This window comes from Klebsiella sp. 141161 (assembly GCF_050600815.1).
GTDB lineage: Bacteria > Pseudomonadota > Gammaproteobacteria > Enterobacterales > Enterobacteriaceae > Klebsiella > Klebsiella aerogenes.
In genome coordinates this window covers 188,209-205,022 of record NZ_JAQIRN010000006.1, presented here as the reverse complement: position 1 = coordinate 205,022, position 16,814 = coordinate 188,209, and the positions used below count along the sequence as shown (strand labels likewise).

Sequence of the window (16,814 nt, the reverse complement as noted above, 5' to 3'; positions counted from 1 at the left end):
CTTCTGGCCGCTGACGATATCGTTACCGCATCTCAAATACTGTGCGCATAACTATGAAAGTTTCATTTCAATTTAAGCTGTTCATCTCCCTGGTGGCCTTTTTCTCCATCTTATTCGCTCTGCTTGGCGTTTATTATTATCTTGACGCCAGCCGCCAGCTGTATCAGGAAATGAGCGCCAGGGCGAAAATTCAGGCCGAAGAGATTGCGCTGATGCCCAATCTGCGCCAGCAGGTCAGCCTGCACGATCCGCAGGCTATCGGCGCCTTCATGAAGCAAATCGCCGCCCACAGCGACGCCAGCTTTATCGTCATCGGCGATGATAAAGGCGTACACCTGTTTCATTCCGTACACCCGGAATGGGTCGGCACGCACTTAGTGGGTGGCGATAACCAGGCGGTGCTGGAAGGCAAAACTATCACCACCATCCGTAAAGGCGGTTTGGGCGTCTCACTTCGCAGTAAAACGCCCATTGTCGATGACAACGGGCGGGTGATCGGCATTGTCTCCGTCGGCTATCTGACCAGCTATCTCGACAGCATCACCGTGCAAAAGGTGGTGAATATTTTTGTCGCCGCCATCCTGTTGCTGATCGCCCTGTTTATCTTCTCCTGGTATTTTACCCGCAGCATTAAAAAGCAGATTTTTTCGCTAGAGCCGCGCGAAATTGGCCTGCTGGTACGCCAGCAAAAAGCGATGATGGAATCGATTTTCGAAGGGGTTATCGTTATCGACAGCCAGCGACGGATTGAAGTGATTAACCACGCCGCCCGCAGCCTGCTGGGGCTTAAGCAGCCCGCGCATCTGCTGCGCGGCAAATCGATTGATAGCGTGATCGCCCCGCAGCCGTTTTTCGCCAGCAGCGCGATGCTGGCGAACGATACGCACGATGAACTGTGTCGCTTTAACCAGCTGACGGTACTCGCCAGCCGGGTGCGCATCATGCTGGAAAACTCGCTACAGGGCTGGGTGATCACCTTCCGCGACCGCGATGAAATCAACGCCCTCACCGCTCAGCTCAGCCAGGTGAAACGCTATGTCGATAACCTGCGCATTATGCGCCACGAACAGCTCAACCGCATGACCACGCTCTCCGGCCTGCTGCATATGGGCCACTACGACGAAGCCATTCGCTATATACAAGCGCAATCGGAGCATGCCCAGGAGCTACTGGACTTCATCTCCTCGCGATTTCGTTCGCCGACGCTGTGCGGCCTGCTGCTGGGTAAAGCCACTCGCGCCTATGAAAAAGGCGTTGAACTGAGCTTTGATCCGGCCTGTCGTATCGATCGCCCGCTGTCGTCGCTGATGGAGTCGGAACTTATCTCAATCATCGGCAATCTGCTGGATAACGCCATTGAAGCCACGCAACGCGCCGAACTGCCGCACGAACCGGTCGAGGTACTGATTCAACTCAACGCCCGCGAGCTGATGATTGAGGTGGCCGACCGCGGTGTCGGTATCCGCCCGGATATTCGCGAGCGTATTTTTGAGCGCGGAGTGACGACAAAAACCCGTGGCGATCACGGTATTGGTCTGTATCTTATTGAACATTATGTGACTCAGGCTGGCGGCACGATTGAAGTCGCCGATAACGCGCCGCGCGGAACGATATTTACCCTGTTTATTCCCGCTGACCCGCCAGCCCATCCGCAACCGGAGACCAACGATGCATCATGACCTGGTCGATGTGCTGATCATCGAAGATGAAAACGAGCTGGCCCGACTGCACGCCGAGCTCATTCAGAAACACCCGCGCATGCGGCTGGCGGGAATGGCCGCCTCGCTTTCTCAGGCGCGGCAGATGCTCAACGCCAGGCCGCCGCAGCTGGTCCTGCTGGATAATTATCTGCCGGACGGCAAAGGCGTTACGCTAATGACCGACCCGATTCTGGCCAACGCCAATTGTTCGGTCATTTTCATCACCGCCGCCAGCGATATGGAAACCTGCAGCCAGGCGATACGCAACGGCGCCTTCGACTACATTCTCAAACCGGTTTCGTGGAAACGCCTGAGCCAGTCGCTGGAGCGCTTTATTCAGTTTTACGACCAGCAGCGGGAATGGAAAATCGTCGATCAGCAAAACGTTGATTCCCTGTATCAGCTGCAGGCTAAAAATTTTCGCGCCGATAACGGCAGCAAAGGCATCGAGGAAAAGACCCTGGCGCTGGTGCAGAATTTATTTCATGGCCGCGAAACGCACTGCTTTTCAGTGGACGAAGTGGTCAGCGAAACCGGACTGAGCAAGACCACCGCCCGTCGTTATCTCGAGCACTGCGTGGAAGTGAGTTTTCTGGAAGTGGAAATGCTGTACGGAAAAATTGGCCACCCGCGGCGGATGTATCGCCGCGCGCAGGGCGCGAACTAAGGCTTCTCCATGAAGGAGAAGCCTTACGGGATTCAGAAGCCGCGCTGCTCTTTGATAAGCTCCCAGGCTTTCTGGATTTCCTGCGCTTTCTGTTTCGCCATTTCCATCATCTCCGGCGGCAGCCCTTTGGCCACCAGCTTGTCCGGGTGATGTTCGCTCATTAGTTTACGGTAAGCGCGCTTGACGGTTGTAGCATCATCGGTCGGCTTGACGCCGAGAACATTACAAGCATCTTCAAGCGTCGGGCCGCGCTGTGCCTGCTGCCAGCCGCCATTGCCGCCGCGCTGACCATAGGATTGCTGCTGCGAGCCGCCGCCGAACTGCGCGCCGCCCTGCATCATGCGCAGGAACTGCTCAAACTGCGCACGCGAGATACCAAGCTCGTCGGCGATAACAAACAACACTTCGCGTTCATTGGGATGTAATTCGCCGTCGGCGAAGGCTGCCTGCAGCTGAATTTCCAGAAACATCCTAATTAAATCGAAGCGACCGAAACAGACGCTTCGCAGCTGGCGCATTTTCTCGCGCAGCGGGTAATTATCGGCCTTTCCGGCGCGAAATGCCTGCTGCGCCGCGGTGCGCGACTCGCCGTGCAGGTTCATACGGTCCATCAGCACATTCGCCACATGAATATCGGCTTCCGTCACGCGCCCTTTCGATTTGGTCAAATGTCCCATCACTTCAAACGTGGTGGAAAAGAACAGCGACTGCCGTTCCTGCTGGTTGGCAAATAAATTCAGTCGACGGCTACGGGCCCGGTCAAACATATGCCCGACTAAAAAGCCAAGCACCACGCCCCAGAAGCCGCCGCCCATCAATAATGCAACCGCGACACCAATCACTTTACCCAAATACTGCATAGACTCCCCAATCTTTGTGCTACCAGTTAAGCTATATATGACCGCACGTTACCAAGCGTTGACGCCACGGTCATGTGGGACATCGCCTATAATTTGCTTTATCATACTCGCCATTCTACACGGTGCCTAACGCTCAGAAACGAAACGAGCGGATTAAGACTAGCGCGATTAAGATGAGTACGTTAGGCTCTGACCGTTTGCAAGCCGCTGCCACAAGATGACGGAACAACAAATAAAACGTATGAAAAAACGTATCCCCAGCCTCCTGGCCACCATGATCGCCAGCGCCTTGTATAGCCAACAGGGCATGGCCGCCGATCTCGCCACGCAATGTATGCTTGGCGTGCCAAGCTATAATCGTCCTCTCGTTGAAGGAAAGCCTAACGATCAACCGGTAACGATTGACGCCGATCATGCGAAAGGCAACTACCCTGATAATGCCGTGTTTACCGGCAACGTTGATATTAATCAGGGGAATAGTCGCCTGCAGGCCGACGAGGTGCAGTTGCATCAGCAGCAGCCGGCGGGCCAACCGCAGCCGGTGCGTACCGTTGATGCGCTTGGCAACGTTCACTATGACGACAACCAGGTCATTCTGAAGGGGCCGAAGGCGTGGTCGAACCTGAACACCAAAGATACTAACGTCTGGAAAGGCGACTATCAGATGGTTGGCCGTCAGGGGCGCGGTACCGCCGACCTGATGAAGCAGCGCGGCGAAAACCGCTATACCATTCTGGAAAACGGCAGCTTCACCTCCTGTCTGCCGGGTTCTGATACCTGGAGCGTCGTCGGCAGCGAAGTTATCCATGACCGCGAAGAGCAGGTTGCCGAAATCTGGAACGCGCGCTTTAAGCTGGGTTCCGTCCCTATTTTTTATAGCCCGTATCTGCAGCTGCCTGTCGGCGATAAGCGCCGCTCCGGCTTCCTGATCCCCAACGCCAAATACAGCACTAAAAATGGCGTTGAGTTCTCGCTGCCCTATTACTGGAATATCGCGCCGAACTTCGACGCCACCATTACGCCGCACTATATGAATAAACGCGGCGGCGTAATGTGGGAAAACGAATTCCGCTATCTGACCCAGGCGGGCGCAGGTTTATTCGAATTCGATTACCTGCCTTCCGATAAAGTGTACGAAGACGATCACTCCAACGACAGCAACAGCCGCCGCTGGATGTTCTACTGGAACCACAACGCGGTTATCGATCAGGTGTGGCGTCTGAACGCCGACTACACCAAAGTCAGCGACCCGGATTACTTTAACGACTTCAGCTCTAAGTACGGCTCCAGTACCGACGGCTACGCGACGCAGAAATTCAGCGCCGGTTACGTTAACCAGAACTTTGACGCCACCGTGTCGACCAAGCAGTTCCAGGTCTTCGACCGTAGCTCAAGCAACTCCTACGCTGCTGAGCCTCAGCTCGATATTAACGCCTACCAGAATGACGTCGGTCCGTTCGATACCCATCTGTATGCGCAGGCGGTGCACTTCGTCAACACCAACGGCGATATGCCGGAAGCGACGCGCCTGCACATGGAGCCGACGATCAACCTGCCGCTGTCTAACGGCTGGGGAAGCATCAATACCGAGGCGAAGCTGCTGGCGACCCACTATCAGCAGAGTAACCTCGATCAGTACAACACCGCTAACGGTACCGATTACAAAGATTCGGTTAACCGCGTGATGCCGCAGTTCAAAATCGACGGCAAAATGGTCTTCGAACGCGATATGCAGGAAGGGTATACCCAGACCCTGGAACCGCGCATGCAGTATCTGTATATCCCGTATCGCGACCAGAGCCACATTGGCGTCTACGACTCGACCCTGCTGCAGTCCGACTATAGCGGCCTGTTCCGCGACCGCTCCTACAGCGGCCTTGACCGTATCGCGTCAGCCAACCAGGTCACCACCGGCGTCACATCTCGCGTATATGATGACGCGGCCGTTGAACGTTTTAATATTTCCGTTGGTCAAATCTACTATTTCACCGAGTCTCGTACCGGTGCGGACAACATCAACTGGGAGAATAACGACACCACGGGTTCACTGGTCTGGGCCGGCGATACTTACTGGCGCATCACCGATAACTGGGGTTTACGCGGGGGGATCCAGTACGATACGCGTCTGGATAACGTCGCAACCGGCAACGGAACCATTGAATACCGCCGCGACGAAAACCGCTTAGTGCAACTGAACTACCGTTACGCGAGTCCGGAATATATTCAGGCGACGCTGCCTTCGTATTCCACCGCTCAGCAGTATAAAGAGGGTATTTCTCAGGTGGGAATGACCGCAAGCTGGCCGATTGTCGATCGTTGGTCAGTGGTCGGCGCGTACTACTTCGATACCAATACCAAAAAAGCGGCTAACCAGATGTTAGGGGTACAGTATAACTCTTGCTGCTACGCTATCCGCCTTGGCTACGAACGTAAGATCAACGGCTGGGATAACAACAACGGCGGCGAAAGCAAATACGACAACACCTTCGGTATCAACATCGAACTGCGTGGTCTGAGCTCCAACTATGGTCTTGGCACCCAGCAGATGCTGCGCTCGAACATTTTGCCGTACCAGAGCTCGCTGTAAGGCGTCTGGTTTAAAACGTAATCCGCATTTGCGGTTAATTGAAATGGAAAAAGTATGAAGAACTGGAAAACGCTGCTTCTCGGTATCGCCATGATCGCGAATACCAGTTTCGCCGCCCCGCAGGTGGTCGATAAAGTAGCGGCTGTCGTCAATAATGGCGTTGTTCTGGAAAGCGACGTCGATGGTCTGATGCAGTCGGTGAAGCTCAACGCTGGTCAGGCGGGACAGCAGCTGCCGGATGACGCGACCCTGCGTCATCAGATCCTCGAAAGATTGATCATGGACCAGATCGTTCTGCAAATGGGTCAGAAGATGGGCGTGAAAGTCAGCGACGATCAGCTTGACCAGGCCATTGCCAACATCGCCAAACAGAACAACATGTCGATGGATCAGATGCGTAGCCGTCTGGCCTATGAAGGCATCAACTACAACACCTACCGTAATCAGATCCGTAAAGAGATGCTGATTTCGGAAGTGCGTAACAACGAAGTGCGCCGCCGCATCACCGTGCTGCCGCAGGAAGTTGAAGCGCTGGCCAAGCAGATTGGCGATCAGAACGATGCCAGCACCGAACTCAACCTGAGCCATATTCTGATCGCGCTGCCGGAAAACCCGACCTCCGATCAGGTTGCGGCAGCGGAAGAGCAGGCGAAGTCCGTCGTTGAACAGGCCCGTAGCGGCGCCAACTTCGGCAAACTGGCTATCACCTATTCCGCTGACCAGCAGGCGCTGAAAGGCGGCCAGATGGGTTGGGGCCGTATTCAGGAGCTGCCGGGTATTTTCGCTCAGGCGCTGAGCACCGCGAAGAAAGGCGATGTTGTCGGTCCGATTCGTTCCGGCGTCGGCTTCCATATCCTGAAAGTTAACGATATGCGCGGCGGCAGCCAGAACATCTCCGTCACCGAAGTCCATGCCCGCCACATCCTGCTGAAGCCGTCGCCGATCATGAACGACGCGCAGGCCCAGGCGAAGCTGGAACAGATTGCGGCTGACATTAAGAGCGGTAAGACCACTTTCGATAAAGCGGCGAAAGAGTTTTCCCAGGATCCGGGTTCCGCCAATCAGGGCGGCGACTTAGGCTGGGCGACGCCGGATATCTTCGATCCCGCGTTCCGCGATGCGCTGATGCGCCTCAACAAAGGCCAGACTAGCGGCCCGGTTCACTCCTCCTTCGGCTGGCACCTGATCCAACTGATGGATACCCGCAACGTCGACAGAACCGACGCCGCGCAGAAGGACCGTGCTTACCGCATGCTGATGAACCGTAAATTCTCTGAAGAAGCGGCCACCTGGATGCAGGAACAGCGCGCCAGCGCTTACGTCAAAATTCTGAGCAACTAAAGCTCTCCCCTCTCCACGCCTTAAAGGCGTATCGAGAGGGTAGACCGGTCGCCCCAGCTACGGCTGGGGTCGACTGCGCAGCCGGGCCTTCCTGGCCCGAAGGAACGTTTCTATGCAACGTGTTGTTATCACTCCCGGCGAACCCGCAGGGATTGGTCCCGATCTTGTCGCCGAGCTTGCGCAGCGCGACTGGCCGGTTGAACTGGTTATTTGCGCCGATGGCGCCCTGTTAACTGACCGAGCCCGCCAGCTCGGTCTTCCTTTATCGCTCCTCCCTTACGATCCAACCCGTCCTCCACAGCCGCAGCGGGCGGGCACGCTTACGCTACTTCCCGTTGCCCTCAACGCGCCGGTACAGCCGGGCGTGCTTAATGTCGCTAACGGCAGCTATGTGGTGGAAACCCTGGCGCGCGCCTGCGATGGCTGCCTTAAGGGTGAATTCGCCGCGTTGATTACCGGGCCGGTGCACAAAGGCAACATCAATGACGCCGGTATTGCCTTCACCGGCCATACCGAGTTCTTTGAAGAACGCGCTCACGCCAGCAAAGTGGTCATGATGCTGGCGACCGAAGAACTGCGGGTCGCACTGGCCACCACCCACCTGCCGTTAAAAGCGATAAGCGAGGCGATCACGCCGGAGCTGCTGCGTGAAGTGATAACCATCCTGGATGCCGATCTGCGGCATAAATTCGGTATCGCTCAGCCGCACGTGCTGGTTTGCGGCCTGAATCCCCACGCCGGCGAAGGCGGTCATATGGGGACGGAAGAGATCGATACCATTATTCCGGTGCTCGAAGAGATGCGGGCGAAGGGCATGAATTTAAGCGGTCCGCTGCCTGCGGATACCCTTTTTCAGCCAAAATATCTCGATAATGCCGATGCGGTACTCGCGATGTACCACGATCAGGGCCTGCCCGTGCTAAAATACCAGGGCTTTGGCCGCGGCGTGAATATTACGCTCGGTTTACCTTTTATTCGTACCTCCGTTGACCACGGTACCGCGCTGGAATTAGCCGGTCAGGGAAAAGCGGACGTCGGCAGTTTTATCACGGCGCTTAATCTCGCCATCAAAATGATTGTTAATACCCAATGAATAATCGAGTCCATCAGGGCCATTTAGCCCGTAAACGCTTCGGGCAAAACTTTCTCAACGATCAGTTCGTGATCGACAGCATTGTTTCGGCCATCAATCCTCAGAAAGGCCAGGCGATGGTCGAAATCGGCCCGGGTCTCGCCGCGCTGACCGAACCGGTCGGCGAACGCCTCGACCAGTTAACCGTTATCGAGCTGGACCGCGATCTGGCGGCCCGCCTGCAGACCCATCCGTTCCTCGGACCTAAGCTGACCATTTACCAGCAGGATGCGATGACCATGAACTTCGGCGAACTGTCGGAGAAAATGGGCCAGCCGCTGCGCGTCTTCGGCAACCTGCCGTACAACATCTCAACGCCGTTGATGTTCCACCTCTTCAGCTATACTGATGCCATTGCCGATATGCACTTTATGCTGCAGAAGGAAGTGGTTAATCGTCTGGTTGCCGGGCCGAATAGTAAAGCGTATGGTCGATTAAGCGTAATGGCGCAGTACTACTGCCAGGTGATCCCGGTACTTGAAGTCCCGCCGACCGCTTTTACGCCGCCGCCAAAAGTGGATTCCGCCGTCGTGCGCCTGGTGCCGCATCGCACCATGCCGTACCCGGTGAAGGATGTCCGCGTGCTGAGCCGTATCACTACCGAAGCCTTCAACCAGCGCCGTAAGACCATTCGCAATAGTCTCGGCAATCTGTTTAGCGTTGAAGTGCTGACGGAGCTGGGCGTCGACCCGGCGGTACGTGCGGAAAATATTTCTGTAGAGCAGTACTGTAAGATGGCCAACTGGTTATCCAACAATCTGCCTTCGAAGGAGAGCTAACCATGATTAATTCGCCTCGTGTTTGCGTCCAGGTGCAAAGCGTCTATATCGAATCGCAATCTTCTCCGGAAGAAGAGCGCTACGTCTTCGCTTACACCGTCACCATTCGCAACCTGGGGCGGAGTCAGGTTCAGCTTCTCGGCCGCTACTGGCTTATCACCAATGGACACGGTCGCGAGACGGAAGTCCAGGGTGAAGGGGTCGTCGGCGAACAGCCGCACATCCCTGCCGGCGAAGAGTATCAATACACCAGCGGCGCGGTTATCGAAACGCCGCTGGGCACCATGCAGGGTCATTATGAGATGATTGATAGCAACGGCGTACCGTTCACTATCGAGATCCCTGTCTTCCGTCTCGCAGTTCCAACGCTTATACATTAAAACAATGGCTACATACCTTATTGGCGACATTCATGGTTGCTACGATGAACTGATCGCATTGCTGGAGCAGGTGGAGTTTAACCCTGATACGGATACCCTGTGGCTCACCGGCGACCTGGTCGCGCGCGGCCCCGGTTCTCTGGAAGTGCTGCGGTTCGTGAAAACGCTCGGCGATAGCGTGCGCATCGTGCTGGGCAACCATGACCTGCATCTACTGGCGGTGTTTGCCGGCATTAGCCGCAACAAGCCCAAAGACCGCCTGACGCCGCTGCTGGAAGCACCGGACGCTGACGAACTGCTCAACTGGCTGCGTCGCCAGCCGCTGATGCAGGTCGACGAAGAGAAAAAGCTGGTGATGGCTCATGCCGGCATCACGCCGCAGTGGGATCTGGAAACCGCCAAACAGTGCGCGCGCGATGTCGAAGCCGTGCTGGCGAGCGACTCCTATCCGTTCTTCCTCGACGCGATGTATGGCGATATGCCGAACCACTGGAGCAACGAGCTCAGCGGCCTGGCGCGCCTGCGCTTTATCACCAACGCCTTCACCCGCATGCGCTATTGCTTCCCGAACGGCCAGTTGGATATGTACAGCAAAGAGGCGCCGGAAGACGCGCCTGCCCCGCTTAAGCCATGGTTTGCCATTCCGGGCCCGGTTGCCCGCGAGTACAGTATCGCCTTTGGTCATTGGGCGTCGCTGGAAGGCCGCGGTACCCCGGAAGGCATCTACGCGCTGGATACCGGCTGCTGCTGGGGAGGCGACCTGACCTGCCTGCGCTGGGAAGATAAAACGTATTTCACCCAGCGTTCCAACCGCCAGAAAAGCCTCGACGAAGGCGAAGCGGTCGCCTCCTGAGTCGATCCCGGATGGCGGCGCGCTGCGCCTTATCCGGGCTACCTCCGGTACGGAAGATTCCTGATAAAACAAAACCCCGGCCACGCCTGACGCGACCGGGGTTTTTTAATCCACGCTATGTTAGCTTAACGACGCTCGAGGATCTCGAAGCAGTAGCTATGGGAATTTTGCGCGTCGGCATCGTGGAACTCACTGAACACCGATTCCCACTCGTCCGGATCGTAATCCGGGAAATGGGTATCGCCTTCCACTTCCGCATCAATATGGGTCAGGTAGAGTTTGTGCGCTTTCGGCAGGAACTGCTCGTAAACGCGGCCACCGCCAATCACCATAATCTCTTCCGCGTCGCCGCAGGCGGCAATCGCTTCATCAACAGACTTCACCCACTGCACGCGATCGTCGCTGCCTGGCTTGCTGCTGATAACGATATTTTTACGTCCTGGCAACGGGCGACCGATGGATTCCCAGGTCAAACGCCCCATTACCACCGGCTTGTTTAAGGTATTACGTTTAAACCAGGCGAGATCGGCAGGCAAGTCCCATGGCATAGCGTTCTCCATGCCAATTACGCGATCTACAGCTAACGCCGCAATCAGACTAATCATTGAAAATATCCCGAATGCAAAAAATTGCCGCCACTATACGGAAAGCGTAATACTTCGTCGACTGAACGAAGAGTAAAGAATAAGAAAATTTTTAGATTTGCTGGCGAGCCCACGTAACCCTCATGAGCCGCCAGATCAGGAACTAAATTGAAAACAAAATGTTAGCTGTAAAGTTAACGCAACATCTGCTTACCACCTCAGGTTGAAGGCTTATTCTCCGGCTCATCGCGAACGTCTCCGGTGTGCCGTCCTTCTTCGGTACCTTGCCAGCCGTGACGCTGCACCAGCGACAGATGATTACGGTCCTCATTGATGATGCCGGTAAGCATATCGCTGGTTCGCTTGAACACCGCCACGCGAGAGGCGGCATCATTTTCCGCCATCGCCACCATCTCTTCCACCATCTGCTGGTTGAAACGGCGGAACAGATCGGCGCGCTCGCGGGCCTCATAAGCGCCCAGACCTAAGGCCTCCAGCGTCATACGGCCGCTTTTCAGCGCCGATTCGAAGGTTTCACGCTCCGGCGCTTCCACTCCGGCCTGGCGCAGCTGAATGTAGTGATCGACATCGCGGGCGCGCGAAATGATCTGCAGATGTGGGAAGTGCTCTTTCGCCAACTCCACCAGCTGCAGGCTGGCCTGCGGATCGTCGATGGCGTTAATCAGCACTTCAGCCTTTGCCGCCCCCGCCGATTCCAGCAGATCCACCCGCGTGGCATCGCCGTAAAACACCTTCATATCGAACTTGCGCAGGGTATCAACGTGGTCCGGGTCGTGATCGAGGATAACCATTTTCACGCCGCTGGAAAGCAGCACACGCCCGGCAATCTGCCCATAGCGGCCAAAACCGGCGATAATCACCCGCGGTTGCTCTTCGTCAATCTCATCCGCTTCGCGCTCCTGGCCGCTGGCGGATTTCTCCATCCGCGTCAGCAGCACCAGCAGAATGGGCGTTGCCGCCATCGATAGGGCCACCGCCAGCGTCAGCGCCTTCGCCCACTCGCTATCCAGCACATCGGCCATCTGCGCGGCGCCGAAGACCACGAAAGCGAACTCACTTCCCTGCCCCAGCAGTACGGCAAACCAGCGTCGCTGCGCGCGCGGTACACCCAGGGGTTTAGCAATCAGCCATAGCATCAAGGCTTTAATCGCCAAAAAACCCACCAGCAGGATCAGGATACGTAGCGGATGGGTGACGAGGGTACCGAAGTCGATAGACATACCGACGCCGATAAAGAACAGTCCCAACAGCAACCCTTTAAACGGTTCGATATCGCTCTCCAGCGCATGGCGGTATTCAGAACTTGCCAGAAGCACCCCGGCAAGAAACGCGCCCATCGCCATCGACAGCCCGACTTCCTCAAGCAGCAATCCGAAGCCAAAGACCAGGAACAGGGCCACGGCGCTGAATACTTCGCGCAGACCGGAACGGGCAACAAAGCGCAGCACCGGCCGGGTCAGATAGCGCCCTAATAGCACCACCAGCGCCAGCGCGCCGGCCACTTTCAACGCCGACAGCGCAAACGCGGCCAGGGTCGTTGAACCGCCGCTGGCCGCCAGCAGCGGAATCATCGCGACCAAAGGAATAGCGGCGATATCCTGGAACAACAGCACGGCAAAGGCGCTCCGCCCTAGTTGCGTCACCGTCAGGTTACGTTCGTTCATCGCCTGCATGGCAATCGCCGTCGACGACAGCGCCAACGTCATCCCGATAAGCTCCGCCACCTGCCAGCGCAAGCCAAGCAGCATGCAGAACAGCCCGATAAACGCGCCGCACACCACCATTTGCAGCGCACCGCCGCCAAATACCGAGGCGCGCAGTTTCCATAGGCGCTGCGGATCCAACTCAAGGCCTATAACAAACAACATCAGCACCACGCCGATTTCGGCGAAATGCAGAATCGCCTCAGCGTCAGTGACTAGTCGCAGTCCCCATGGGCCGATAACGCAGCCGGCAATCAGATATCCCAGCACCGATCCCAGTCCCAGACGCACGGCGATCGGCACGATAAGCGCAGCGGAGCCGAGGTAAATCAGCGCCTGTATTAGCGTATGGCTATCCATTGTTATGCGTCTCCTGCCATTCGATTAAGCGTTGACGATAATGACGGGCCTGCGCCTGCAGCGTTTCGTCATCGCAGATAAAGGTACAGTGCATCGCAAACGGCGGCAGCCATTTCATGCCACAGTACAGCGCCGTCGCCTGCAGAGGCTGCGCCAGCACGTCAAAGCCGGAGAATGAACCAATATCGAAATGGCTTTCGCCGCCGCCGGTGGTAACCGCCCACATCAGCGATTTACCGTGTAACGCAATACCGTTGTGGCCGTACGCCCAGCCGTGGGACAGTACTTTATCCATCCACAGTTTTAACAGCGGTGGAACGCTGTACCACTGCATCGGATGCTGCCAGATAACCAGATCGGCGCGCGCCAGCGCCGCCTGCTCGGCAGCGATATCGATATTGAAGTCGGGATATAGCTCATAGAGGGAGCGTATCTCTACGCCATCAAGCGTCCCTGCTTGCTCAAGCATCCGCTTATTCGCATGCGAGTGATGCGGATAAGGATGCGAGTAAATTATCAGAATCATGAATGGGCCTGTCTTTTGTATTCTTGTAGCAGTGAGTGTAGACAGTTAACTCGCTCACTGAAAGGGGGGAATGCCTGAGGAGAAGTCGAATACAGCCAATGATAATCCTTCCATCACGAAAGAATTGCAGACGCTCCAGGGGGCAATCGTCGTCCCATTCAATTCCCCATACGAATTTATTATTACAAATAATACAGTCAATGCATATTTTAAGACGAGATTAAATCATTCTTTAATAAATAAACCTATACACTCCACAATGTACAACCAATAATTTTACGCTCTTCATCTTGAGCCCAAAAATTTTCAATCTAAAAACGAAATTCTAATATATAGCGTTAACCGGAAGCGCTATTTACGCAAATGGACGTGTATATGAGCAACAAACACTTTGAACTAAACAGAACAACCAAAACACTGGCGAGAATATTTCCCGCCTTATTAATGTTTACGCCAATTGTTGTCAGCGCAGGCACGATTGACCAGTCAACTTCAGTACCGCAAAACTTCTCCACCGACACGGAATACGCCATCAGTAGAGACGTCACCGTCTCCTCCGCAGATAACACCCCAGCAGTATCCGTTAGCGGAATGAACGTCAAAAAAGTCACCAATGAAGGCAATATTGCCGGAACGGGAATCGGACTGGATATTAATATCGAAGGTCAATCCGTTGAAATTAATAATAATGAAAATGCAATTATTTCATCTGCAACTGATAATGCCGTTAACGTACAATCAATGGCAGGTGATTTTAATAATAGCGGAATCATTACTGGCGCTAACAACGGTATTTTCGTTAGCGAAGAGTCATCGGCAATTAGTATCACCAATACCGATACCGGCGTGATCACCGGGAAAAACGGCCTGAGTTCGCAAATTGGCCTCGGGTTAGATAACAGCGGCGCCATCACCGGTACCGCAGGCGATGGTGTTGCGTTAAGCAACGGCAACAGCAAAATTAACAACAGCGGCACCGTGCAGGGCAGCCAGAACGGGATCAACATCGTTGATAGCGCGAAAGCCGATATCATCAACAGCGGTTTACTTGGCGGCGGCGATGCGGCCGTGATGTTTGCCAGCAGCAAAAATAACAGCCTGGTACTCAATACCGGCTCTTCTCTCATCGGCGATGTCATCTCCACGGGCTCAACGGGTAACACCGTCTCGCTGGTCGGTACCGGAACGGAAGACAGTAACTTTGTCGGCCTTAACGACGGCGACGGTTTTGCCTCCGTGAAAATGAACGGTGAAAACTGGACGCTCACCGGCAACCTCGACATCATCGGCAGCGGCGATTCCCTCCAGGTGAATAGCGGCCAGTTGACGCTGGGGGGCGCTGTCGCTAATAGTGGTAACACGCTGGTCGCGGAAGCGGCCACGCTGCAGTTGGGCGACGGGCAGAAAACCGCAACCCTCACCGGTAGCCTGACCAATAACGGCACGCTGATCTTCAATCAGGGAAGCGATTCTACTTTTGCCACCGGCATCATCGGTAGCGGTAACGTGGAAAAAGTCGATACCAACACGCTGACGCTCACCGGCGCCAATAGCTATACCGGCGATACCGTGCTCAAAAGCGGCACGACTCTGGTCGCAGAAGGCGCGACTCTCGGAGCATCCGGTAGCGATGCCACCCTCACTATCAACAATGGCGCGCAATTTGCCAGCGCAGGCGAAGTCAATAACAACATTGATATCCTCAGCGGAGGTGTCCTCGCGGCGTGGAATGCAATTGAAGGAAACGCCACGTTAAGAACATCCGGCGTCGACACCATTAATGGCAATGTGAGCAACAGCGGCACGCTGTTGCTTAGCGCCGCGGATAATAGCGTTGGCAACAATTTTACGATTAACGGCGACTATAGCGGTTCTGCCGGCAGCCAAATCGTGATGAACAGTCAGCTTGGCGAAGACAGTTCACCGACCGACCATTTGTCGATCACCGGCAGCAGCTACGGTCAATCCGGCATCAGTATCGCCAACATCGGCGGAGTGGGCGCGCAAACCGTTAATGGCATGGAGATTGTCAGCGTCGGCGGCAGTTCTGAAGCACAGCTAACCTTGTCAAAACCAGTTGTCGCCGGAGCTTATGAATACGATCTTTATCAGCACAACAACGGCAACTGGTATCTGGAATCCAAAGCGACCCCGTCTGACGATCCGTCGGATGATACCGACGATGATGACAGCGGCACCGATGGCGGCAGCGGCACCGATGGCGGCAGCGGCACCGATGGCGGCAGCAGCACCGATGGCGGCAGCAATACCGATGGCGGCAGCAATACCGATGGCGGCAACAATACCGATGGCGGCAGCAATACCGATAATGGCGATCAATCCGCGCCAGAAGTAATGGCCCCGGAAGTCGGTGCTTATCTGGGCAACTACCTTGCGGCACAGAGTATGTTCCTGCATAAACGTGACGATCGCGACCAGCTCACTTTCCGCAACGAAGACAATCTGAACACCTGGATGTACGTGAAGGGCCGCTATCATGAGAACGACGCCGGCGGCGATAAAGTCAGCTACGACACCACCACCACCGTGCTCCAGCTCGGCAGTGATTTCATGAGCAAGCCGATGGACAAAGGAATGCTGCGTGCGGGCGGCATGTTTGGCGCAGGCCAGGCGAAAACGGATTCGGATGCGAAACACAACGTGCGTGATGCGCAGGGTAAAGTCGACGGTTTCAACGTTGGCCAGTATGCCACCTGGCAGGAAGATCCGAAATTACGTCTCGGCAGCTACATCGATACCTGGGCGTCATACAGCTGGTATAACAACACCGTCACCAGCAATCGCAACAATGAAAAGTATGACAGTAAGGGTTTTGCCGCCTCTGTTGAAGTCGGCCATGCGTGGGTGATCCCTTCAGAAAGCGCGCGTACGTGGAAGATTGAGCCTCAGGCGCAGGTGATCTACAGCTATCTCGATCAGGAAAATCATACCGACCCGGATGGCGTGCGGGTAACCACCCTGGACAACAATAGCCTGTTTGGTCGTCTCGGCGTGAAGAGCAGCTACTTCGAGCAGCACGATGTTAAAACATGGCAGCCGTATATCGCGGTGAACTGGTTGAAAGGCGCGGGTCAAAACGATCTGGCGTTCAATGGTGAAAAAGTCAGCAACGATACGCCGGACGACCGCGGTCAGTTAGAGCTGGGCGTGACCGGCAATGTGAACGAGACGACCACTATCTCGCTGCGCGCCAGCGGCGAATGGGGTGAAAACAGCTACGCCGCTTATGGCGGCCACATTCTGCTGAATCACCGTTGGTAATCGCCGTACAATGAAAGGTAAAAAGCAGTGGCCGAAGCC

At 55.5% G+C, this 16,814-nt stretch carries 13 protein-coding genes; 9 read left to right on the top strand and 4 right to left on the bottom strand.

The window, feature by feature from the left end:
* Positions 1-53 precede the first annotated feature (53 nt).
* Entirely contained in the window at positions 54-1,679 is a 1,626-nt protein-coding gene (locus PGR79_RS16995) for an ATP-binding protein (protein WP_430922109.1), read from the top strand.
* Complete coding sequence (locus tag PGR79_RS16990; RefSeq protein ID WP_045397296.1) at positions 1,669-2,367, top strand: response regulator; 699 nt, start codon at positions 1,669-1,671, stop codon at positions 2,365-2,367. The genes PGR79_RS16995 and PGR79_RS16990 overlap by 11 nt, the downstream gene beginning before the upstream one ends.
* Before the next feature lie 32 nt (positions 2,368-2,399).
* Here the strand turns inward: PGR79_RS16990 and djlA are convergent, their stop codons facing one another.
* Positions 2,400-3,227: a co-chaperone DjlA gene (gene djlA, locus PGR79_RS16985; protein ID WP_015704375.1), complete on the bottom strand. Its 828-nt coding sequence runs from the start codon at positions 3,225-3,227 to the stop codon at positions 2,400-2,402.
* Between the two features lie 241 nt (positions 3,228-3,468).
* On the opposite strand from djlA, the gene lptD reads away from it, so the two are divergent.
* From lptD to apaH, 6 genes are all read left to right on the top strand, one after another.
* Positions 3,469-5,814: an LPS assembly protein LptD gene (lptD, locus tag PGR79_RS16980; protein WP_032713339.1), complete on the top strand. Its 2,346-nt coding sequence runs from the start codon at positions 3,469-3,471 to the stop codon at positions 5,812-5,814.
* A 54-nt stretch (positions 5,815-5,868) separates the two neighbouring features.
* The gene (gene surA, locus PGR79_RS16975; RefSeq protein WP_015368289.1) at positions 5,869-7,155 is read left to right on the top strand and encodes a peptidylprolyl isomerase SurA; all 1,287 of its coding nucleotides are present in this window, start codon (positions 5,869-5,871) and stop codon (positions 7,153-7,155) included.
* A 112-nt stretch (positions 7,156-7,267) separates the two neighbouring features.
* A complete protein-coding gene (pdxA, locus tag PGR79_RS16970; RefSeq protein WP_213317246.1) occupies positions 7,268-8,248 on the top strand; it encodes a 4-hydroxythreonine-4-phosphate dehydrogenase PdxA in 981 nt (326 codons plus the stop codon).
* Positions 8,245-9,066 (top strand): 16S rRNA (adenine(1518)-N(6)/adenine(1519)-N(6))-dimethyltransferase RsmA, encoded by an 822-nt coding sequence (gene rsmA / locus PGR79_RS16965; RefSeq protein WP_015368291.1) that lies wholly within the window; start codon positions 8,245-8,247, stop codon positions 9,064-9,066. The genes pdxA and rsmA overlap by 4 nt, the downstream gene beginning before the upstream one ends.
* A 2-nt stretch (positions 9,067-9,068) precedes the next feature.
* Entirely contained in the window at positions 9,069-9,446 is a 378-nt protein-coding gene (gene apaG, locus PGR79_RS16960) for a Co2+/Mg2+ efflux protein ApaG (RefSeq protein WP_087860914.1), read from the top strand.
* Positions 9,447-9,450: 4 nt separating this feature from the next.
* On the top strand, positions 9,451-10,299 hold the full coding sequence (apaH, locus tag PGR79_RS16955) for a bis(5'-nucleosyl)-tetraphosphatase (symmetrical) ApaH (protein WP_045397283.1): 849 nt from the start codon (positions 9,451-9,453) through the stop codon (positions 10,297-10,299).
* 125 nt (positions 10,300-10,424) lie between these two features.
* Here apaH and folA read toward each other — a convergent pair whose 3' ends face one another.
* From folA to kefF, 3 genes are all read right to left on the bottom strand, one after another.
* A complete protein-coding gene (folA, locus tag PGR79_RS16950; RefSeq protein WP_015368294.1) occupies positions 10,425-10,904 on the bottom strand; it encodes a type 3 dihydrofolate reductase in 480 nt (159 codons plus the stop codon).
* A 197-nt stretch (positions 10,905-11,101) separates the two neighbouring features.
* Entirely contained in the window at positions 11,102-12,967 is a 1,866-nt protein-coding gene (gene kefC / locus PGR79_RS16945) for a glutathione-regulated potassium-efflux system protein KefC (protein ID WP_015368295.1), read from the bottom strand.
* Complete coding sequence (kefF, locus tag PGR79_RS16940; RefSeq protein WP_430922107.1) at positions 12,960-13,493, bottom strand: glutathione-regulated potassium-efflux system oxidoreductase KefF; 534 nt, start codon at positions 13,491-13,493, stop codon at positions 12,960-12,962. Before kefF ends, kefC begins: the two co-directional genes overlap by 8 nt.
* A gap of 375 nt (positions 13,494-13,868) precedes the next feature.
* On the opposite strand from kefF, the gene PGR79_RS16935 reads away from it, so the two are divergent.
* Complete coding sequence (locus PGR79_RS16935) at positions 13,869-16,775, top strand: autotransporter outer membrane beta-barrel domain-containing protein (protein WP_430922105.1); 2,907 nt, start codon at positions 13,869-13,871, stop codon at positions 16,773-16,775.
* The last annotated feature ends 39 nt before the right edge of the window (positions 16,776-16,814 follow it).